The organism is Streptomyces natalensis ATCC 27448, assembly GCF_000935125.1.
Taxonomy (GTDB): Bacteria; Actinomycetota; Actinomycetes; order Streptomycetales; family Streptomycetaceae; genus Streptomyces; species Streptomyces natalensis.
Map to the genome: position 1 here is coordinate 183,282 of NZ_JRKI01000061.1, position 20,466 is coordinate 203,747.

The following is a 20,466-nucleotide window of genomic DNA, read 5'->3' on the forward strand; positions in this document are numbered from 1 at the left end:
GTCGCGGCAACTGTAAGGGGCCGACAAACGGCGCGCCGGTGCGGTTGTACGGATTGCGCGACGTACGGGGTCAGGCGAGGGCGACCGTACAGGTGTGGGTGGCGCAGGCGGTGCCGGGATTCAGGCGCAGCCGCAGGGCGGGCGCGGTCGCCAGGACCTCGACGGACGGGTCGTGGCCAAGGACCGCGCGCACCGGTGCGGACCAGGTGATCTCCAGGGGCGCGCCGGTGCGGTCGGGCGCCGCGGCGCACAGCCGGGCGGTGCCACCGCGCCGCCGTACCAGGACGGCGGCCGGCCCGCCACTGGAGAGCTCCCCCGCGCTGCCCGCCCGCCAGAAAGTGGCGGCCGTTACGCCGAGCGAGTGCACCGCTACGGCATGACGGGTGGTGTCGTGGGCGAGCACGGTCAGCCAGTGCCGGTCGGCGGCGCGGGCGGCGAGGGTGCGGGTGGTGGCGCCGGGCATCAGGAGGTAGGCGTAGCGGGCGTCGGTGGGGTCGGTGCCGTGGTCGTGCCAGAGGGTGAGGTAGCGGCGGGTGAGCGGGGTCGGGTCGGAGCCGGTGTTGATGTCGTGCCAGGAGCCGGTGCGGGCCTCGCGGCGGACGGTGAGGTCGGCGCCGCCGGGGAAGACATAGCCGCCGTGGCCGGCCAGGTGCGCCCAGCGGGCCCGCCGGTGGCGGGTGGTGCACCCCAGGGTGCCGGGCCGGCGGACGCCGTCGACGGTGAGGGCGGCGGTGCCGTGCTCCCCCAGCGCCCGGTTGTCGACGATGGTCTCGGCGGGCACGCCGTCGCGGGCGGTGATGCCCGCGCCCAGGCAGACCACGCAGTCCCCCAGGAAGAACCAGGACTTCCTGGCGACCAGCGTGGAGGCCGGCCCGCGCAGGTCCTGTCCCACGGCGGCCCATTCCCCGTCGGTGGTGCCGCCCACCCAGCGTGCGGCGGGCTTGGGCTCGCCCCAGCCGCCGCCCTCGTTGTCGGCCAGGCGCTTGGTGGAGACGGTGGTGCCGGGCAGCCGATAGGGGTCGACGGTGGGCCAGAAGGCATCGGTGTACTGGTCGCCGCCGAAGTCGGCGCCCCACCAGTAGAGCATTCCGGCGCCGGTGTGCCAGCCGCGCGGGTTCTCGCCGTTGCCGTTCTCGTAGTAGGTGATCCGGTCGGAGGCCATGGCCAGGCCCGCGGCCCAGCCGGGGCGGCGGTGCACCGCGCGGTCCATGGCGGGAAAAAGGCGGTGGCCGACGGGTTCCGGGGCGGCGGGCGCGGGGCTGTGGGCGACGGCGGCGAGGCGGGCGAGGTCGGCGACCGTGTACTGCCGGTCGGTCAGGACGGGCAGAGTGCGGTCCCGGTCGATCCAGCCCTTGATCATGCCGTGCCAGCGCTCGCGCTCCGCGGCGCTCGCGGCCGGGGCGAGCAGGGCGACGGCGGCGATCAGCGCATGGCCGTGGAAGTGGTCGCTGCGCATCACCCGTCGCTCGTCGCCACGCAGATAACCGCGGCTGACGGCGCGGCCGTTGACGCTGTCCATCATCAGTCCGTTGAGGAGCAGCGGCGCATAGGCGTGCTCCACGCTGTCGAAGACGGTCTGCCGGGCGGGGTCGGTGACCGCCCACGGCGAGCCGTCCAGGAGTGTGAAGAGCCGGCCCAGGCCGTCGAGCAGGACGGCGCCGTAGGTGCCGGAGTAGGGGACCCAGGTGTGCTGGAGGAAGGAGCCGTCGGCGTAGAGGCCGTCGCCCCGGGTGACGTACGGGAAGACGGGGCTCAGGGCGTCGCGGGCGAGGGCGATCTTTGCGGGGGCGCGGCCGAGGATGCCGCGCAGGGCGACGACGCGGCACAGGTCGACGCGATTGGCGCCGGTGCTGGTGCCGGTGTAGTCGCCGAGCACGGCGTCGGGGACGAAGTGGTCGACGGCGGCGAGGTAGCGCTCGCGCCGGGTGCCGGTGAGCCGGGCGTCGACGAGCGCGACGGTGTCCAGCAGCAGTTTCGGGGCGCCGATCTGCCATTCCCACCAGTTGCCGTACCGGTCGGTGGACGTGTTGTAGACGGTGGCGTCGAGGTGGTCGAGGCCGGTGAGGACGTCGGCGGCGAGTTCCGGGTCGCCGGTGTGTCCGGTGCCGGGCTGGGCGACGGCCTGGGCCATGGTGTTCAGCCGTCCGTAGCTGCGGGTGATGCCGGACGGCGGGTCGTAGGGGCAGTCCGGCCAGAGGGAGGTGCCGGTGGGGCGCATGGCCGTACGGAAGGCGGCGGCGAGGGTGCCGGTCTCACGGAGGGCGGCGGCGTACGGCGCGGCCTCGGGGTCGAAGCCGGTGCCGAGGGTGAGGTCGCGCCAGCGGGCCAGGAGGGCGGCGCAGGGGTCCTCGGCGGCCGCGGGGCCCGGCGGGAGCGAGAGGCTCAGCGCGCCCGCGGCGGAGGCGGCGAGAAATCCCCGGCGGGACCAGGCGGCGGGGGCGGGGACGGTCGGCTCGGTCGAGGGCACGGCGGGTCCTCTCCAGGGCGTCATCGGTGTCAACCGGGGTGTGGTGCGGGGCACTTGGGGCCGTGCCTGATGTAGCACCGGGCCCGAGGGGCGGCAATGACCCCGGCACACTGTTGAATTTTGAACCAAACCTGCTACGCTGAAATTCGTTGAACATTAAACAATTCTCGCGCACCGCTGCCCCAGCCCCCGCGACCGTCCCCGAGGAGGAGCCATGGCTCTGTTCACCCGCACCAAGCGCACCGCCGCCCCCGTCGCCGCCCCCGCAGCGGATCCCGCGCTCGCCGCGCTGACCGGCGACTACACCATCGACCCGGCCCACAGCGGCATCGGCTTCGCGGTCCGGCACGCCATGGTCACCAACGTCCGCGGCGCCTTCGGCAGCTACGAGGGGACCCTCGCCCTCGACGGCACCGACCCGGCCCGCTCCACTGCCGCCCTCGACATCCGGACCGCCAGCATCGACACCGGTATCGCCGACCGCGACGGGCATCTGCGCAGCGCCGACTTCTTCGACGCCGAGACCTTCCCGCTGATGACCTTCCGCAGCACCGCCGCCGAGCAGGTCGCCGCCGACGGCTACCGCCTCACCGGCGATCTGACGATCAGGGACGTCACCGCGCCGGTCACCCTGGACCTGGAGTTCAACGGCTCGGCCACCGACGTCTACGGCGCCGAGCGGGTCGGTTTCACGGGGCACGCCGAAATTCTGCGCTCGCGCTGGGGCCTGACCTGGAACGCCGCGCTGGAGACCGGCGGGGTGATGGTCAGCGACAAGGTGAAGCTGACCTTCGACATCTCCGCGGTGAAGGCGGCCTGACGGCCTGCCCTTCGGTACGACTGCCTGCTTCGGTACGGACGGGGCCCCGGCACGCACAGACCGTGCGCGCCGGGGCCCTCGTATGTCCGTCCTCCGTGGGTCCGTTCTACTCCTGCGGCTCCACCCCGGCCCGCAGCAGCCCGTAGGCGTACGCATCGTCCAGCGCCTGCCACGAGGCGGCGATGACGTTCTCCGCGACGCCGACCGTCGACCACTCCCCCTGGCCGTCGCTGGTGGAGACCAGGACGCGGGTGATGGACTCGGTGCCCTGGGCGCCCTCCAGGATGCGGACCTTGTAGTCCACCAGTTCCAGATGGGCGAGCTGCGGATAGATGCGCTCCAGGCCCACCCGCAGCGCCCGGTCCAGCGCGTTGACCGGGCCGTTGCCCTCGGCGGTGGCGACGATCCGCTCGCCCTTCGCCCACAGCTTCACGGTCGCCTCGTTGGCGTGCGTCCCGTCGGGGCGGTCCTCGACGATCGCGCGCCAGGACTCGACGGTGAAGTAGCGCAGCGCGCTGCCCCGCACCTCCTCGCGCAGCAGCAGCTCGAAGGAGGCGTCGGCGGCCTCGTAGGTGTAGCCCGCCAGCTCCCGTTCCTTGACCCGCTCCACGACCCGGCCGACCAGCGCGCGGTCGTCGCCCAGGTCGATGCCGAGTTCCTTGCCCTTGAGCTCGATGGAGGCCCGCCCGGCCATGTCGGAGACCAGCATCCGCATGGTGTTGCCGACCAGCGCCGGGTCGATGTGCTGGTAGAGGTCCGGGTCGACCTTGATCGCGGAGGCGTGCAGTCCGGCCTTGTGGGCGAAGGCCGAGACGCCGACGTAGGGCTGGTGGGTGGAGGGGGTGAGGTTGACGACCTCGGCGATGGCGTGCGAGATCCGGGTGGTCTCGGCGAGCTTGCCCTCGGGCAGCACCCGGCGCCCGTACTTCAGCTCCAGCGCGGCGACCACCGGGAAGAGGTTGGAGTTGCCGACCCGCTCGCCGTAGCCGTTGGCGGTGCACTGGACGTGGGTGGCGCCGGCGTCCACGGCGGCCAGGGTGTTGGCGACGGCGCAGCCGGTGTCGTCCTGGGCGTGGATGCCCAGCCGCGCACCGGTGTCGGCGAGGACGGTCCGGACGACGGCGGTGATCTGCGCCGGCAGCATCCCGCCGTTGGTGTCGCAGAGCACCACCACATCCGCACCGGCCTCGCTCGCGGTGCGTACGACCTGCTTGGCGTAGACCGGGTCCAGCGCATAGCCGTCGAAGAAGTGCTCACAGTCCAGGAAGACCCGGCGGCCCTGGTCGCGCAGATACGCGACGGTGTCGCGCACCATCGCGAGGTTCTCCTCGGGGGTGGTGCGCAGCGCCAGCTCCACATGCCCGACATGGGACTTGGCGACCAGCGTGACGACCGGCGCCTGCGACTCCAGGAGGGCGGCGACCTGCGGGTCGTCCTCGACGCGGACGCCGGCCTTGCGGGTGGCGCCGAAGGCGACGAGCCGGGCGTGCCGGAAGTCGATCTCCGCGCGGGCGCGCTGGAAGAACTCGGTGTCGCGGGGGTTGGCCCCCGGCCAGCCGCCCTCGATGAAGCCCACGCCGAAGTCGTCGAGGTACCGGGCGATGGTCAGCTTGTCGGCGACGGTCAGGTTGATGCCCTCGCGCTGCGCCCCGTCGCGCAGCGTCGTGTCGAACACGTGGAAGGCGTCGGACACGGCGTCGGGCACCGCGTCGGACTCGGGGGCTTCGGGTACGTCCGTCATGCTGGTCTGGCTCCTGTCGGGTCTCGGTCTACCGGAATAACCAGTTCCACCGTCCCTCCATGGTCCCTCGCGCTCCGCCTCCGGTGGGTGGTGGGCCGGAAACGAAAAAACCTCTCGCGGGTGCGAGAGGTCTGCGCGCGGGTCTGGGACGACGAGGACCGCGCCGTACTCGGTTCGTACGGGGCGGTCACTGCGGACCGGCGCGCCTGCTGCCAATAATCATGGCGAACGAGAGCACGGGGGCAGTCTGGCACAAACCGCCCCCGCCGCGACGCCCGTCTCAGGATGCGAGCACCTTGTCCGGATCGGGGCTCTTCCTGCCGACCCGGCCCAGGTCGATGGTCCGCGTCTCGCGCATGGTCAGGTAGACGATCAGCGAGACCGCCGCGCAGCCGGTCACGTACCAGTAATAGCCGGACTCGATACCGCCGTTCTTGAACCACAGCGCCACGTATTCCGCGGTGCCGCCGAAGAGGGCGTTGGCGATGGCGTACGGCAGGGCGACGCCCAGCGCACGGATGCCGGTCGGGAACAGCTCGGCCTTCACACAGGCGTTGATGGAGGTGTAGCCGGTGACGACGACCAGGGCGAGCAGGGAGAGGCCGAGGGCCGACCAGAAGCCGCTCGCATGCCGCAGCAGCAGCATGATCGGCACGGTCAGGAAGGTGGAGCCGACCGCGAAGGTGATCAGCAGCGGACGGCGGCCGATCCGGTCGGAGAGCTTGCCGGCCAGCGGCTGGAGACACATGAACGCGAACAGCGCGCAGAAGCTCACCAGCGAGGCGGTGGACTTGGACATCCCGGCGCTGCCCGAGAGGTACTTGGTCAGGTAGGTGGTGTACGTGTAGTACGCGACCGTGCCGCCCATGGTCAGGGCCATCACCAAGAACGCCTCGCGCTTGTGGGCCAGCAGGGCCTTGAGGGTGCCGCGCTCCGGGTCGGCGTGGGCGTTCTCGTCCTCGGCGTAGACCGAGGTTTCGAGCATGCTGCGCCGCAGATAGAAGATGATGCCGGCGCCGAGCGCGCCCAGGACGAACGGGATCCGCCAGGCCCAACTGTGCAGCGCCGCCTCCGACATGGTGCGCTGGAGCGCGATCAGCAGGCCCAGGCCCAGCAGCTGTCCCGCGGTCATCGAGACGTACTGGAAGCTGGAGGCGAAGCCGCGCCGGCCGGACGCGGACGCCTCGGTGAGATAGGTCGCGCTGGCCGCGTACTCCCCGCCGACCGACAGCCCCTGGAGCATCCGCGCGACCAGCAGGACGGCCACTCCCCCGTAGCCCGCGACGGCATAGGTGGGGGCGACGGCGATCAGGATCGCCGAGGCGGACATCAGCGACACGGTCAGGGTGAGCGCGGCCTTGCGGCCCCGGCGGTCCCCGACCCGCCCCAGGAGCCAGCCGCCGACCGGCCGCATGAAGAAGCCGACGGCGAAGATCCCCATGGTGTTCATGAGGTTCGCGGTGTCATTCCCCTTGGGGAAGAAGGAGTCCGCGAAGTAGACGGCGAAGCTGGCGTAGACGAACCAGTCGAACCACTCCACCATGTTGCCGGCCGAGCCGACCCAGATCTTCTTCCACTGCTCTCGTTCCATAGTCGATCACCGTTGCGCAAGCGGGGGGCTTCGGCAAGGGAAATCGGGGAACCCCGTCCGGCTCAGGGAGTGAGCGACTCGTCCAGGAACTCGCCGACATGGCGGCGCACCAGCTCGCGGCTCGTCCCCGGCAGGCCCACCACCAGGTGGGTGCCGAAGCCGTCGAGGAGGGCGCGGGTGCGGGTGGCGAAGCGTTCGGGGTCGACGGCCTTGAACTCGCCCTTGGAGGCGCCCTCGACCAGGAGGGCGACGAGGTCGCGGTGCCAGGCCAGTTCGAGGTCCAGCTGGCGTTCGCGGGCGTCGTCGTCGGCGTTCTGGGAGCGGTTCCAGACCTCCAGCCACAGGGTCCAGCGCGGGTCGCGGTGCCCCTGGGGAAGGTAGAGGTCGACCAGGGCGTCGAGGCGTTCGCGGGCCGGGACGCGGCGGGAGAGGGCGGCCCGGCGTTCGGTGCCGAGCTGCTCCTCGCTCCACTGGAGGGTCTGGAGGAGCAGCTCGTCCTTGGTGCCGAAGTAGTACAGGATGTGGCCGCTGCTCATCCCGACCTCGCGGCCCAGGCCCGCCATGGTCAGCCGGTCCAGGCCCTCCGCGGCGATGGTGGCCATCGCCGCGGCGAGCACCTGTTCGCGGGGCTGGTTGAGCCGCCGCCGGGGACGGCGCGCGGGCGCGGGACCGGGCACGAGGGGGACCTCCGGGGACGGCGGGATCTGGTGTGGCTCAGACCTTCGGCTGCTGCTGGGTGATGCAGTGGATACCGCCACCCGCTGCGAAGATCGTACGTGCGTCCACCAGGGTCACGGTCCGGCCGGGGAAGAGCCGGCGGAAGATGGCGGCCGCTTCCTCGTCACGCGGGTCGTCGAAGGCGCACAGCACGATGCCGTCGTTGCACTGCAGGTGGTTGATGTAGGAGTAGTCGACCAGCTCGCCGTCCGCTTCGATGACGGTGGGGGCCGGGATCTCCACGACCTCCAGCTCACGGCCCCTGGCGTCGGTGGCGGAGCGCAGCAGCTTGACGATCTCGTTGCAGATCGCGTGGTCGGGGTGGTCGGGGTCGGGCTGGGTGTGGACCATGACGACGCCGGGCCGGGCGAAGGCGGCGACGATGTCGACATGGCCCCGGGTGCCGAACTGGCCGTAGTCGGCGGCGAGGCCGCGCGGCAGCCAGATGGCCTTGGTGGTGCCGAGGTGGGCGTGGATCTCCGCCTCGACCTCCTCTTTCGTGAGGTCGGGGTTCCGGCCTGGGTCGAGCTGGACGGTCTCGGTGAGCAGGACGGTGCCCTCGCCGTCGACATGGATGCCGCCGCCCTCGTTGACCAGGCCGGTGGCGTAGCGGCGGGCGCCGGCCAGGGCGGCGACCTGCTCGGCCATCTTCTCGTCGCGCTCCCAGCGGGCCCACTCCTGGGCGCCCCAGCCGTTGAAGACCCAGTCGGCGGCGGCGAGGTTGCCCTTGCCGTCGGTGAGGAAGGTGGGGCCGATGTCGCGCATCCAGGCGTCGTTCAGCTCCCGCTCGACCAGCTCGATGCCGTCGCCGAGCAGTGCGCGGGCGCCCTCCAGCTGGCCGGGGCCCGCGACGACGGTGACCGGCTCGTAGCTGCGCACCGCGCGGGCGACGGCGGCCCAGGCCCGGCGGGCGTCGGCCAGCGTGTCGTCGCCTTCCTCGCCGAAGGTGAAGTTGGGGCCGGGCCAGGCCATCCAGGTGCGCTCGTGCGGTGCCCACTCGGGGGGCATGGAGAAGCCGTCGGCGACGGGAGTGTTCATCTGGGGTCCTCGGGAGAGCGGGGGTCAGGCGGGGTGCCGGCCGGGCCGGCGGCGGTCACAGGAAGTGCAGCGGTCACAGGAAGTACAGACGCGAGAGGGACACCGTGTCGGCGGGGTCGGAGCGCATCGGGTCGCCGTCGAGGGTGACCAGTCCGCTGCTGCCGTCCACCTGCACCTGTCCGACGCGGGAGTTGTGGACGAGGTCGCCGGGGCCGATGCCGCGGGTGCCGCGGACGGCGACGCGGCGGCGGCGGGTGGGCATGCCGTCGTTGCCCTGCGCCACCGCGGCGCCCGCGACGAAGGCGACGGAGATCTCGGCGGGGGTGGCGCCGTACGCGCCGAACTGCGGGCCGAGCACCAGCGGTTCGCAGGTGTCGGTGGCGGCGTTCGGATCGCCGGTGACGCCGTAGGCGGGGAAGCCGGACTTGAGCACCAGCTGCGGTTTGGCGCCGAAGTACTGCGGCGTCCACAGCACGATGTCGGCCATCTTGCCGACCTCGATCGACCCGATCTCGTGCGAGAGGCCGTGGGCGATGGCGGGGTTGATGGTGAGCTTGGCGATATAGCGCAGGACGCGGGCGTTGTCGTCGTGCGCGCCGTCGCCGTCCATCGGGCCGAGCTCGGCCTTCATCTTGCCGGCCATGGCGAAGGTACGGCGTACGGTCTCGCCCGCGCGGCCCATGCCCTGGGCGTCGGAGGAGGTGATGCCGATCGCCCCGAGGTCGTGCAGGACGTCCTCGGCGCCCATCGTGCCGGCCCGGATGCGGTCGCGGGCCATGGCGGCGTCGCCCGGCAGATCGGTCTTGAGGTCATGGACCGAGACGATCATGCCGTAGTGCTCGGCGACCGCGTCCCGCCCGAAGGGGAGGGTGGGGTTGGTGGACGAGCCGATGACGTTCGGCACGCCCGCCATCTTCAGCACGTTCGGTACGTGTCCGCCGCCGCAGCCCTCGATGTGGAAGGCGTGGATGGTGCGGCCGTCCAGGACGCGCAGGGTGTCCTCGACGGAGAGGCATTCGTTCAGGCCGTCGCTGTGCAGGGCGACCTGGACGTCGTGCTCCTCGGCGACCCGCAGCGCGGTGTCCAGGGCGCGGGCGTGCGCACCCATGTCCTCGTGCACCTTGAAGCCCAGGGCGCCGCCCTCGGCCAGCGCCTCGACGAGGGGGTCTTCGCCGGAGGAGGAGCCGCGGCCCAGGAAGCCGATGTTGACCGGCCAGGCGTCGAAGGCGCCGAAGGCATGGCCGAGCGCCCAGGGGCTGTTGACGCCGACGCCCCATACGGGCCCGAATTCCTGGCCGATGACGGTGGTCACACCGGAGGCCAGCGACGCTTCCATCACACGCGGGGAGAGCAGATGGACGTGGGTGTCGACGGCGCCCGCCGTGGCGATCATGCCCTCGCCGGAGACGATGGACGTGCCGGTGCCGACCACGACCTCGACGCCCTCAAGAGTGTCGGGGTTGCCGGCCCGGCCGATGGCGTGGATGCGGCCCTCGCGGATGCCGATGGACGTTTTGCGGATGCCCTGGACGGCGTCGATGACCAGGACGTTGCTGATCACCACGTCGCAGGTCTCGCGCAGCGAGGCGGCCTTGAGGTGCAGTCCGTCGCGGGCCGTCTTGCCGAAGCCGGCCAGGAATTCGTCGCCGTGCTTCTGGGAGTCCGACTCCACCCGCACAACCAGGCCGGAGTCCCCGAGGACGACCCGGTCGCCGGCCCGCGGGCCGTGCACCGAGGCGTACTCGTGCGGGTCGATGCTGCCGGTCATGCCTGCTCCTCCGCTCCCAGGTACCCGCATGCGGCGGCCCGCCGCAGCGCTTCGGTTTTCGCCCCCGGTGCATCGAGCGGGCCGTCGACCAGACCGGCGAAGCCGATCGCGATCCGGGCGCCGCCGATGGGGACCAGACCGACCTCGTGGGTGCCGCCCGCATCGAAGCGCTCGGACGAGCCGGCCGGGACGCACAGCCGCATGCCGTAGGCCGCGGCGCGGTCGAAGTCGAGGCGCGGGTTGGCCTCGAAGAAGTGGAAGTGGGACGTGACGCTGATCGGCACGCTCGCGGTGTTGTGCACGGTCACGGTGACGGCGGGGACCGGCTCGGGGTCGGCCGGACCGGGCAGTACGGCGCCGGGCGCGGGGCCCGCACCCCCCGCGTCGCCCGGCTCGGTCAGCGTGCCGATGGGGTCGCTGACCACCGCGAGGCGGGAGCCGTCGTCGAAGACGGCCTCGACCATCACATCGCCGATGACCTCCGCCACCCCGGGCAGCACATCGTCCGGGCCGAGCGCATTGCGGCCCGCCTCGATGGCCTGAGCGAGGCGGCGCCCGTCCCGCGCCGCCTCGCAGACTGTGTCCGCGATCACCGCGGTCGCCTCGGGCACATTCAGCCTCAGTCCGCGGGAGCGGCGCGAGCGCGCCAGCTGCGCCGCGTTGAAGAGCAGCAGCCGGTCGCGTTCCGTGGGGGTCAGCCGCATCCCGTCGCACCTCCAGCTCGATGACTTGATTAGAGCACCACTCTAACTCCGAAAAACTCAAGAGGAAAGCATTGACCTGGGGCGCGTTCATGAGTCACATTGAGCGCTGCTCTAAGTCAGAGGCGTTCGGTGAGTCACATAGAACGCCACTCAAAGATCATTACACCGATCTCCCGGCCCAGAGCACCGCAGCGGTACACACCACATGGCCGCACAGAACATCACCAGATACCGCCCGTACCCCCGGGCGTACGCCGCTCACGGAGCCCTGCACCACGCAGCCATCGAGCACCGAAATCACACTGTTCCGGCCTCTCAGGGGAGCCCTCATGCCGATCGAACAACGCGGAGTCGACACGATTCCCGACGAGGAACGCACCAGCGGACCTCGCGACCTCATCTCCATCCTGCTCGGTTCGAACCTCGCGCTCGGCGTGGTGATCTTCGGCTGGCTACCCGTCTCCTTCGGTCTGGACTTCTGGGGCTCGGTCACCTCCCTGGCCGCCGGCACGCTCGTCGGCGCCGTGCTGACGGCCCCGCTCGCGCTCGTCTCGCTGCGCAGCGCGACCAACCTGTCCACCAGCAGCGGCGCCTTCTTCGGCGTACGCGGCCGGCTCATCGGCTCGGTCATCGGCCTGCTGCTGTCGCTCGGCTACACCGCGCTGACCCTGTGGGTCGGCGGCGATGCGATGGTCGGCGGACTGCACCGGCTCATCGGCCTGCCGACCGGCGGCGCCTCGTACGCCGTCGTCTACGCGGTGCTGGCCGGCTCCACCGCGGTGGGCGCGGTCTACGGCTACAAGGTGCTGCTGCGGCTGAGCAAGCTGCTCACCGTCGGCCTGACGATCCTGCTCGCGGTCGGTGTGATCGCCTACCTGCCCCACTTCAGCGCCGCCGCCGTGCACGGTGTGCCCTACGCGCTCGGCGGCTACTGGCAGACCTGGCTGCTGTCCGCCGTCTCCGCGGGCCTGAGCGGCCCGATCGCCTTCATCACCCTGCTCGGCGACTACAGCCGCTACATCTCGCCGCGCCGCCACAGCTCGAAGAAGGTCTTCGGCGCCACCTATGTCGGCCTGGTGCTCGGCCTGCTGGTGCCGCAGCTCTTCGGCACCTTCAGCGCACTCGCGGTCGGCGCGGGCACCGACTACGCGGGCCCGCTGGTGGCCGGCGCGCCGTTCTGGTACCTCGCGCTGCTGCTGGTCAACGCCTCGGCCGGCTCGGTCGGCAACTCCGGTCTGATGCTCTACAGCATGGGCCTGGACCTGGACGCGATCCTGCCGCGCGCCACCCGCACCCAGGCGACCTATGTCGTCGCCGCGCTCTCGACCCTGCTGGTCTTCGCCGGTCACTTCCTGTGGGAGGCGCAGGACGCGATGACGTCCTTCGTCCTGCTGATGACCGCCATCGGCACGCCCTGGGCGGTCATCACCGTGATCGGCTTCGTACGCTGCCGCGGCACCTACGACCCGGACTCGCTCCAGGTCTACAACCGCGGCACGGTCGGCGGCGTGTACTGGTTCCGGGCCGGCTGGAACGTCCAGGCCACCGTCGCCTGGGCGGTCGGCTCCGTGGTCGGCCTGATGGCGGTGGACGTGCCCTTCTACAACGGGCCGCTGCTGCCCTACACGGGCGGTATCGACTGTAGCTTCCTGCTCGCCGCCGCCGTGGCCGCCGTCGTCTACCTGGCGCTCGTCGCCCGGCAGCCGCGCCCGGTCCCGGCGCTGCGCGCCACCGCGGGTGCCGCACCCGCGGAGGCACCGGCCGAGGTCGGCTGACCCGCCGCAGGCATGGCCGAAGGCCGCCCCCGACGCGATGTCGGGGGCGGCCTTCGTCGTGTCCGGGGGCGCCGGGGCTCAGCCCAGGCGGTGCATCCAGCCGTGGGTGTCCTCGGCGATGCCCCGCTGGATGTCCAGCAGCGCCTCGCGCAGCCGCAGCGTGACCTTGCCGGGCTCGCCGCCGGACTGGGTCCACTCGCCGCCGGCGCTCTTGACCGTGCCGACCGGGGTGATCACGGCGGCCGTACCGCAGGCGAAGACCTCGGTGAGGGTGCCGTTCCCGGTGTCGGCGCGCCACTGGTCGATGGAGACGCGGGCCTCCTGCGAGGCGTAGCCCAGGTCGCGGGCGACGGAGAGCAGCGAGTCACGGGTGACACCGGCGAGCAGGGAGCCGGTCAGGGTGGGCGTGACGATCCTGGTGGTGCCGTTCGCGGCGTCCTCGTAGACGAAGTAGAGGTTCATCCCGCCGAGTTCCTCGACCCACTTGTGCTCCACCGCGTCGAGGTAGGCGACCTGGTCGCAGCCGTGCACCGCGGCCTCGGCCTGGGCCAGCAGGGAGGCGGCGTAGTTGCCGCCGGTCTTGGCGTCGCCCATGCCGCCGGGGACGGCGCGCACGCGGTTCTCGGACAGCCAGATGGAGACCGGCCGGACGCCGCCGGCGAAGTAGGCGCCGGCGGGCGAGGCGATGACGACGAAGAGGTACTCGTTGGCGGGCTTCACGCCCAGGCCCACCTCGGTCGCGATCATGAACGGGCGCAGGTAGAGCGACTCCTCGCCGCCGTGCGCCGGCACCCAGTCCTTGTCCTGCTCAACCAGCACGTCACAGGCTTCGATGAAGGTCTCGACGGGCAGCTCCGGCATGGCCAGCCGGCGCGCGGACGCCTGGAAGCGGCGGGCGTTGGCGTCCGGCCGGAACATCGCGACCGAGCCGTCGGGCTGACGGTAGGCCTTGAGCCCCTCGAAGATCTCCTGCGCGTAGTGCAGGACGTTGGTCGCCGGGTCGAGGGAGAGCGGCCCGTACGGCACGAGCTGTCCGTCGTGCCAGCCGCGGCCCTCGGTCCACTTGATCGTCACCATGTGGTCGGTGAAGTGGCGGCCGAAGCCGGGGGCGGCGAGGATCTTCTGCCGCTCCGCTTCGGAGAGCGGATGGGCGGAGGGCTTGAGCTCGATCGTGGGCGTCGTCATGAATGCGTGTCCTTCACTGCGTGTTCCGCACCGTGCGGTGGGTGGCCGGCCGCTTACGAGCGTGATGTTGACGTACCGGTCGTTACTGGGACGTCCGAGTTTCCGCGCGGACGGCGATCCCACGTCCGATTATCGCCCGGGGGTGTCCGCCGCCGTCCAGGGGTGTGCGGTCGATGGGTCCGATGGTCGCATCCAACCCGGCGGTAGCACAGGGCACCGGGCCGGGCGGGAGGGCGGCCGGGAAAAACGGACAGCGCCGGACCCTTGCGGGGCCCGGCGCTGTCGGTGCTGCGTGATGCGTGCGCGGGCCTCAGCCCGCTACTCGCGCGGCGAGGGCGTCGCCGATCTCGTCCGTGCTGCGGGCGCTGCCGTCCCGGGCCTCCAGGTCGGCGGCCACGGCCTGCTCGATACGGGCGGCCTCGGTCTCGTAGCCGAGGTGGCGCAGCAGCAGGGCCACGGACAGGATCGTCGCCGTCGGGTCGGCCTTGCCGGTGCCGGCGATGTCCGGGGCGGAGCCGTGCACCGGCTCGAACATCGAGGGGAACTCGCCGGTCGGGTTGATGTTCCCGGAGGCGGCCAGGCCGATGCCGCCGGTGACGGCCGCGGCGAGGTCGGTGAGGATGTCGCCGAAGAGGTTGTCGGTGACGATCACGTCGAAGCGCTCGGGCTGGGTGACGAAGAAGATCGTCGCGGCGTCGACGTGCAGATAGTCGGTGGTGACCTCGGGGTACTCCCGGCCGACCCGGTCGAAGATGTTCTTCCACATGTGGCCCGCGTACACGAGCACGTTGTTCTTGTGGACCAGCGTCAGCTTCTTGCGGGGGCGGGCGTTGGCGCGCTCGAAGGCGTCGCGGACCACGCGCTCGACACCGTAGGCGGTGTTCAGGCTGACCTCGGTGGCGACCTCGGCGGGGGTGCCGGTGCGCAGCGAGCCGCCGTTGCCGGTGTAGGGGCCCTCGGTGCCCTCGCGGACGACGACGAAGTCGATGTCGGGGCGGCCGGCGAGCGGGGTGCTCGTGTTCGGGAAGAGCTTCGAGGGGCGCAGGTTGACGAAGTGGTCGAAGGCGAAGCGGAGCTTCAGCAGCAGACCGCGCTCAAGCACACCGGAGGGGACGGACGGGTCGCCGATCGCGCCGAGCAGGATCGCGTCGTGCTGCTTGAGCGACTCCAGCTCCGCGTCCGGAAGCGTTTCGCCGGTCGCGTGCCAGCGCTTGGCCCCCAGGTCGTACTCCTGGGTTTCCAGCTTGACGTCCTGCGGGAGTACCGAGGTCAGGACCTTCAGGCCCTGGGCCACGACCTCCTGGCCGATACCGTCACCGGGGATCACTGCGAGGCGAATGCTGCGAGACATGCCTGGACCCTACTCTCCGTCCCATTGATTGACACGTAACGTCCGTCATGCGGACAACGGGGAAGCCGCAGGGGGAGCCGGTCAGCTGTCGTTCACCAGTACGACCCGTTCCGGACGGCCGGCGCTGCGACCGTCGGCGCCATGACAGCGTCTTCCCGATCTTCCCAGGGCACCGGCCCCCTGCCCTCGCACCTGCCGCGCGTGGGGATACCGGAGCATCTCGCGTCCCGGATGAGCATGCCCGAACAGCACGCCTATCTGCGGACCAAGCTGACCCGGCGCGGTCTGCTGCGCACCTCGGCCGCCACCGCGGGCGCGATCGCGGGCGCCTCTCTGCCGGCCGGTTCGGCGGCCGCCTCCCCCGCCCTGCTCTCCTCGCCGGCCACCGCGGCCGTCGACGGCTCGCTGGTCGCCCCCTTCGGCCGCCATCTCTCCTTCGGCGCCGACCCCAGGACCCAGATGCGGGTGGCCTGGCAGGTGCCGTTCGCGGTCCGGCGGCCGTATCTGCGGGTGGGCCTCAAGCCCTGGGACCTGGGGCGCAAGATCGGGGCCGAGGTGCGCGATCTGCACACCCCGGCGCTGTCCGCGAAGCTGCCGGCCGTCGACCAGTACTACCTGCACGCCGCCCTCGACGGGCTGAACCCGGGGACGACGTACTACTACGGCGTCGGCCACGACGGCTTCGACCCGGCCGACCCGCGCCACTTCGGCACCGTCGGCACCTTCCGTACGGCCCCGGCCCGCGCCGGGACGTTCGTCTTCACCGCCTTCGGCGATCAGGGCGTCAGCTATCACGCGCTCGCCAACGACCAGCTGATCCTCGGCCAGGACCCCTCCTTCCACCTGCACGCGGGCGACATCTGCTACGCCGACCCGGACGGCTCGGGCACCGAACACGACACCTATGACGCCCGGGTCTGGGACCAGTTCCTGGCGCAGACCGAATCGGTGGCCAAGTCCGTCCCGTGGATGGTGACGACCGGCAACCACGACATGGAGGCGTGGTACTCCCCCAACGGCTACGGCGGCCAGAACGCCCGCTGGACGCTGCCGGGCAACGGCCCCGACGCCGAGAACGCCCCCGGGGTCTACTCCTTCACCTACGGCAATGTCGCGGTGATCGCCCTCGACGCCAATGACGTCTCCTACGAGATCCCGGCCAACCAGGGCTACACCGGCGGCCGGCAGACCCGCTGGCTGGACCGCCGCCTGGGCGAACTGCGCGCCACGGACGGCATCGACTTCCTCGTCGTCTTCTTCCACCACTGCGCCTTCTCCACCACCAACGCCCATGCCTCGGACGGCGGGGTGCGCGACGCCTGGCTGCCGCTGTTCGACAAGCACCAGGTGGACCTGGTGATCAACGGCCACAACCACATCTATGAGCGCACCGACGCCCTCAAGGGCGGCCGGGTGGCCAAGAAGGTCCCCATCGGCGAGCGGGTGGACTCCTCGCGCGACGGCATCGTCTACGTCACCGCCGGCGGCGCGGGCAAGGCGCTGTACGACTTCCCCGCGCCGGACAGCTACGAGGGCCACGTCAAGGACCTCGACGAGGTGACGACGTACCACTGGACCAAGGACCGCACCAAGGCCGTGGACACGGTGGAGTGGTCGCGGGTGCGCTACACCGGCTTCTCCTTCCTCGCGGTCGAGGTGGAGCCGGGGCACCGCCCCCGGATGAAGGTCAGCGCGCTCGCCGAATCGGGCGAGCGCATCGACCACTTCGAGGTCACCCGCCCGGCCGGCCGGGCCTGAGCGGCGAGCCGGGCCCCGGGCGCGCCCAGGCGCGCCCGGGGGCTCAGTGGCCGGTGGCGCCGCCGTTGTCGCGGCGGTCGAGGGCGCGCTGGAGGGCGGCCGCGGCGTTGCGGCGGTCGGCGTCATTGGTCGTACGGGCAGAGCGGCGGGTCCTGCGGACGGCGGTCTCGGCCATGATTCACGTCTCCCATACCAAGGCCCCATGGGCACGCGCGGCGCCCTGAGGGGTGCGTCGAAGCAGACACGGCCGGAAGGGGCGGGGGCCGCGGCGCGGCAGGGGTCACCTGCACGAACGCACCGGGCCGCATCCGCCGCGCTCGATGGAGCGCTACGTTCGGCTTCTACAAAGCTAGGACAGCTCGGCGGTGATGTCTGCACAATTACTTGGCCTTCCTACTATCTGAGACGGACGCCACGCCGCGGCCCCGCAGCGAGCGGGCGGCGACGGGGCGGCGCGGACGAGCTGAGGGATACTCAGCCGCCGTCTACGCCGTTTGAGTACCACCAGGTGCCGCACATAAGTACGAACACCGTCCCGCGGCCGGAGGTTGCACGGCCAAAGTGGCGGCATGAACGGCCTGTACGCACTCAAGCCCTGGTACGCGGCCCGGCTCGGCGGCATCCGCGGCGCGCTGGCCCGCCGGGAGATCTCGCCCGACGCGCTGACGGCCGCCGGTGTCCTCGCCGCCGCCGGCGCCGCCGCGGCCCTCGCCTGGCTGCCGGCCCCGCTCGCCGCGCTCCCGGTCACCGCCCTGCTGGCGGCCCGGCTCGCCTTCGCGAACCTCGACGGCGCGCTGGCCCGCGACACCGGCCGCTGCACCCGCCGCGGCACGGTCCTCAACGAACTCGGCGACCGCGCCGCCGACCTCCTGGTCCTCGCCGGCTTTCTGCCCCTGGCCCCCCTGTGGCTGGTGGCGCTCGCCGCGCTCGCCGCGACGCTGCCGTCCTGGGTGGCGCTGGCGGGCGCGGCGGCCGGTGCGCCGCGCCGTAACGGCGGACCGGTGGGCAAGACCGAACGCTGTCTGCTCGCGGCGGTGGCCGCCGCGACCGGCTGGGCGGTCCCGGTCCTGGTCGTCGTCGCGGCCGGTTCGGCCCTGACGGCCGCCCTCCGACTGGCCTGGCTGTGGCGCGAGTTGGGCGCCCGGGACACCGCCGGGGCCGGACGATGAGCGCGCTCCTGGGCCCGTTCGGCGGCCCGGCCCCCGGCCTCCTGCTGACCGGCGGCGAGGCCGTCGGCCGGGTTGCGCCCGTGGTCGGCGGGGTGCTGGGGCTGGGCGGGGTGGCCGTCGCCGCGCTGCCCGCCCGGGTACGGATGCGCCGCGAACTGCGCCGCCGCTGGCGCACCTGGGCGCTGGCCGCCCCCGTCTTCCTGGGCCCGCTGTTCTTCGGCGAGGCCGGCGCGGCGATGCTGGCGGCCGGGCTGGGGCTGGTCGCCGTGACCGAGTACGGGCGGATGGCCCCCGGCGGCACGGCGGGCGCCGAGCGCCGGGTGCTCGCCGCCGCGGCCGTCGCCCTCCCGCTGCTGGCCTGGCTGCGCCCGCAGTCGCTGGATCTGCGGCTGATGCCGGTGCTGCTGCTCGCCGCCGCGCTTCCCGCGCTGCTCTCCGGCGACCACACCGCGGGCGCGGCCCGTGCCGCCCGCGCCGCCTTCGGCCTGCTGTGGATCCCGCTCGCCCTCACCGGCCTCGTCCTGCTCGGCGGCACCGCCGTCGCGGTCGGCGTCGCGGTGGCGCTCGGCGATGTGGGCGCCTGGTGCGGCGGTACGGCGCTCGGCCGCCGCGGCGCCCTGGCCCGCCCGCTCTCGCCGCTCTCCCCGAACAAGACCTGGGCCGGGGTGCTCGGCTCCGCGGCGGCAACGGCCGGTGCGCTGGCCGCCGTCGGCGCGTTCACCCCCGCCCTGTGGGGCGCCGTGCTGGCCGGCTGCGTCCTGGGCGATCTCCTCGAATCCATGGTCAAGCGGGAGGCCGGGGTGAAGGACGCGGGCAGCTGGCTGCCCGGCTTCGGCGGGCTGCTGGACCGTATCGACTCGCTGCTGGTGGCGGTGCCGCTGGCGATGGTGGTGACGCTTTGATGACCGGACCGACGCACCGCACGTCCCGACGGCGCGCGCGGCGCACCACGCGCCCGCTCGGCCGCGGCCGCCGCCAGGGGGTGCGGGCCGGGCGCGGACTGCGAGCCGGGCGCCGTGAGGTGCGCACGGGGCGACGCGCGCTGCTCACCGGTCGCCGCCCGCTGCCTACGGGACGCCGGGCCCGCGCCGCGGTCCGCGCCGACGTCCGCGCAGGACTGCACCCGGGCGGCCCGGGAAGCCGCGCCACCTCCGCCGCCTGGCTGCGCCGCGCCCTGTGGACCGTCGCGCTCACCCTCACCGGCGGCGTCACCCGGCACGGCCAACTGCCCCGCGGCGGCTGCGTGGTCGTCGCCAACCACTCCTCCCACGGCGACACCGCGGCCCTGCTCGCCGCCCTCGACGCCCGGCACGCCCCGCTGATCGGCGCGGCCGCCGACTACTGGTTCGCCACCCCGTGGCGCAGCCGCATCTGCCGCCGCCTGGCCGCGGGCTTTCCCGTACGGCGTACCGGCGGCGGGTTCGACGACCTGCTGGGCACGGCCGACGCGCTGCGGGCGGGCCACGCGGTGGTCCTCTTCCCCGAGGGCACCCGCGGCCGCGAGGGCGCGGTGGGCGACTTCCGCCGGGGCGCCCTGCTGCTGGCCGAACGGGCCGGCGTCCCGGTCGTCCCGGTGGGCCTGGCGGGCACCGACCGCCTCCTGCCCAAACACGGCAGGCTCCGCCGCACCCACCTGCGCGTCCACATCGGCGCGCCCCAGTACGGCCCGGTCACTCCGGCCGCCGCCCGCGACGCCGTCCGGTTACTGGCCTCCCGCGCGGCCGCCGCTCCGCTGCCCGACTCCCGTCTCCGCCGCCGCACCGCCGCCGTCGTCGCCTCTCGATGCGGCCTCCCCCTCGCCTTCGCCTGGGCCTTCGCCGAGGCGCTCAGCTGGCCGCTGATGCCCGAACTCTTCCTCGCCGTCGCCTGCGTGGCGGCACCCCGCACCGGGCTGCGCCTCACCCTCACAGCCCTGGCCGGCAGCCTCGCGGGCGGCCTCCTGGCCCTCCAACTCGCCGCCACCGGGACCCACTTGCCCGCCCCGCTCACCACGGACCGGATGCGCGCCGAGGTCACCCGTCAGCTCGCGCACGAGGGCGCCTCGGCCGTGAGCCACCAGCCGTGGGACGGCATCCCGTACAAGGTGTACGCGGCAGAGGCGGGCCGCGCCCACGTCCCCGCCCCCGACTGGTTCCTGGCCTCCGCCGAGGCCCGCGGCAGCCGGACGCTGACGGTGGGCCTCGCGTTCGCGGCACTGGGAGCGGTGGGGCGGCCGTGGCGGCGGTGGTACGCGGGGTATCTGGCGCTGTTGGGGGGTGGGTTCGCGGTGGGGCTGGGAGTGATCGTTGCGAGCTGGAGCTAATCGTCATACGAACGGGTGAACGGTCGAGCTTTCGCAGGCTGGCGGCATATGCCGGCTCTAGCGTGGCGGCGTCGCTTGTG

Annotated in this window: 16 protein-coding genes; 6 read left to right on the top strand and 10 right to left on the bottom strand. The window is 72.6% G+C overall.

The annotated features are described in order from the left end of the window. Positions 1 to 70 precede the first annotated feature (70 nt). Positions 71 to 2,467: a polysaccharide lyase 8 family protein gene (locus SNA_RS31585; protein WP_241779926.1), complete on the bottom strand. Its 2,397-nt coding sequence runs from the start codon at positions 2,465 to 2,467 to the stop codon at positions 71 to 73. A 214-nt stretch (positions 2,468 to 2,681) separates the two neighbouring features. On the opposite strand from SNA_RS31585, the gene SNA_RS31590 reads away from it, so the two are divergent. Then, positions 2,682 to 3,287, top strand: coding sequence for a YceI family protein (locus SNA_RS31590; protein WP_030064041.1), 606 nt, complete (start codon positions 2,682 to 2,684; stop codon positions 3,285 to 3,287). A gap of 106 nt (positions 3,288 to 3,393) precedes the next feature. On the opposite strand, the gene cimA is transcribed toward SNA_RS31590, so the two are convergent. The 6 genes from cimA to ureA form a co-directional block, all read right to left on the bottom strand. Beyond that, complete coding sequence (gene cimA, locus SNA_RS31595; RefSeq protein ID WP_030064040.1) at positions 3,394 to 5,028, bottom strand: citramalate synthase; 1,635 nt, start codon at positions 5,026 to 5,028, stop codon at positions 3,394 to 3,396. 280 nt (positions 5,029 to 5,308) lie between these two features. Then, complete coding sequence (locus SNA_RS31600) at positions 5,309 to 6,619, bottom strand: MFS transporter (protein WP_030064039.1); 1,311 nt, start codon at positions 6,617 to 6,619, stop codon at positions 5,309 to 5,311. A gap of 62 nt (positions 6,620 to 6,681) precedes the next feature. Beyond that, complete coding sequence (locus SNA_RS31605; RefSeq protein ID WP_030064038.1) at positions 6,682 to 7,296, bottom strand: TetR/AcrR family transcriptional regulator; 615 nt, start codon at positions 7,294 to 7,296, stop codon at positions 6,682 to 6,684. A gap of 37 nt (positions 7,297 to 7,333) precedes the next feature. Continuing rightward, positions 7,334 to 8,374, bottom strand: coding sequence for an agmatine deiminase family protein (locus SNA_RS31610; RefSeq protein ID WP_030064037.1), 1,041 nt, complete (start codon positions 8,372 to 8,374; stop codon positions 7,334 to 7,336). A gap of 73 nt (positions 8,375 to 8,447) precedes the next feature. After that, the gene (locus SNA_RS31615; RefSeq protein ID WP_030064036.1) at positions 8,448 to 10,142 is read right to left on the bottom strand and encodes an urease subunit alpha; all 1,695 of its coding nucleotides are present in this window, start codon (positions 10,140 to 10,142) and stop codon (positions 8,448 to 8,450) included. Continuing rightward, entirely contained in the window at positions 10,139 to 10,846 is a 708-nt protein-coding gene (gene ureA, locus SNA_RS31620; protein ID WP_044367899.1) for an urease subunit gamma, read from the bottom strand. Before ureA ends, SNA_RS31615 begins: the two co-directional genes overlap by 4 nt. 329 nt (positions 10,847 to 11,175) lie before the next feature. On the opposite strand from ureA, the gene SNA_RS31625 reads away from it, so the two are divergent. After that, complete coding sequence (locus SNA_RS31625; RefSeq protein WP_030064035.1) at positions 11,176 to 12,621, top strand: cytosine permease; 1,446 nt, start codon at positions 11,176 to 11,178, stop codon at positions 12,619 to 12,621. Positions 12,622 to 12,699: 78 nt separating this feature from the next. On the opposite strand, the gene SNA_RS31630 is transcribed toward SNA_RS31625, so the two are convergent. Both SNA_RS31630 and SNA_RS31635 read right to left on the bottom strand, forming a co-directional pair. Then, on the bottom strand, positions 12,700 to 13,806 hold the full coding sequence (locus tag SNA_RS31630) for a branched-chain amino acid aminotransferase (protein WP_030064034.1): 1,107 nt from the start codon (positions 13,804 to 13,806) through the stop codon (positions 12,700 to 12,702). Positions 13,807 to 14,116: 310 nt separating this feature from the next. Next, entirely contained in the window at positions 14,117 to 15,157 is a 1,041-nt protein-coding gene (locus SNA_RS31635) for a 3-isopropylmalate dehydrogenase (protein WP_030064033.1), read from the bottom strand. 141 nt (positions 15,158 to 15,298) lie between these two features. Between SNA_RS31635 and SNA_RS31640 the strand changes: the two genes are divergently transcribed. Beyond that, positions 15,299 to 16,915, top strand: a complete 1,617-nt coding sequence (locus SNA_RS31640) for a purple acid phosphatase family protein (RefSeq protein ID WP_044367901.1) — start codon at positions 15,299 to 15,301, stop codon at positions 16,913 to 16,915. A gap of 43 nt (positions 16,916 to 16,958) precedes the next feature. On the opposite strand, the gene SNA_RS44865 is transcribed toward SNA_RS31640, so the two are convergent. After that, positions 16,959 to 17,090 (bottom strand): hypothetical protein, encoded by a 132-nt coding sequence (locus tag SNA_RS44865; RefSeq protein WP_104532118.1) that lies wholly within the window; start codon positions 17,088 to 17,090, stop codon positions 16,959 to 16,961. Positions 17,091 to 17,484: 394 nt separating this feature from the next. Here SNA_RS44865 and SNA_RS31645 point away from each other — a divergent pair, with 394 nt between their 5' ends. The 3 genes from SNA_RS31645 to SNA_RS44870 are packed head-to-tail and all read left to right on the top strand — an operon-like array spanning position 17,485 to position 20,386. Then, positions 17,485 to 18,084 carry a CDP-alcohol phosphatidyltransferase family protein gene (locus tag SNA_RS31645; RefSeq protein ID WP_030064031.1) on the top strand — a complete coding sequence of 200 codons (600 nt, stop codon included), beginning with the start codon at positions 17,485 to 17,487 and terminating at the stop codon, positions 18,082 to 18,084. Further along, the gene (locus SNA_RS31650; RefSeq protein ID WP_044367903.1) at positions 18,081 to 18,986 is read left to right on the top strand and encodes a phosphatidate cytidylyltransferase; all 906 of its coding nucleotides are present in this window, start codon (positions 18,081 to 18,083) and stop codon (positions 18,984 to 18,986) included. Before SNA_RS31645 ends, SNA_RS31650 begins: the two co-directional genes overlap by 4 nt. Continuing rightward, on the top strand, positions 18,986 to 20,386 hold the full coding sequence (locus tag SNA_RS44870) for a lysophospholipid acyltransferase family protein (protein ID WP_078970341.1): 1,401 nt from the start codon (positions 18,986 to 18,988) through the stop codon (positions 20,384 to 20,386). Before SNA_RS31650 ends, SNA_RS44870 begins: the two co-directional genes overlap by 1 nt. Positions 20,387 to 20,466: the final 80 nt, after the last annotated feature.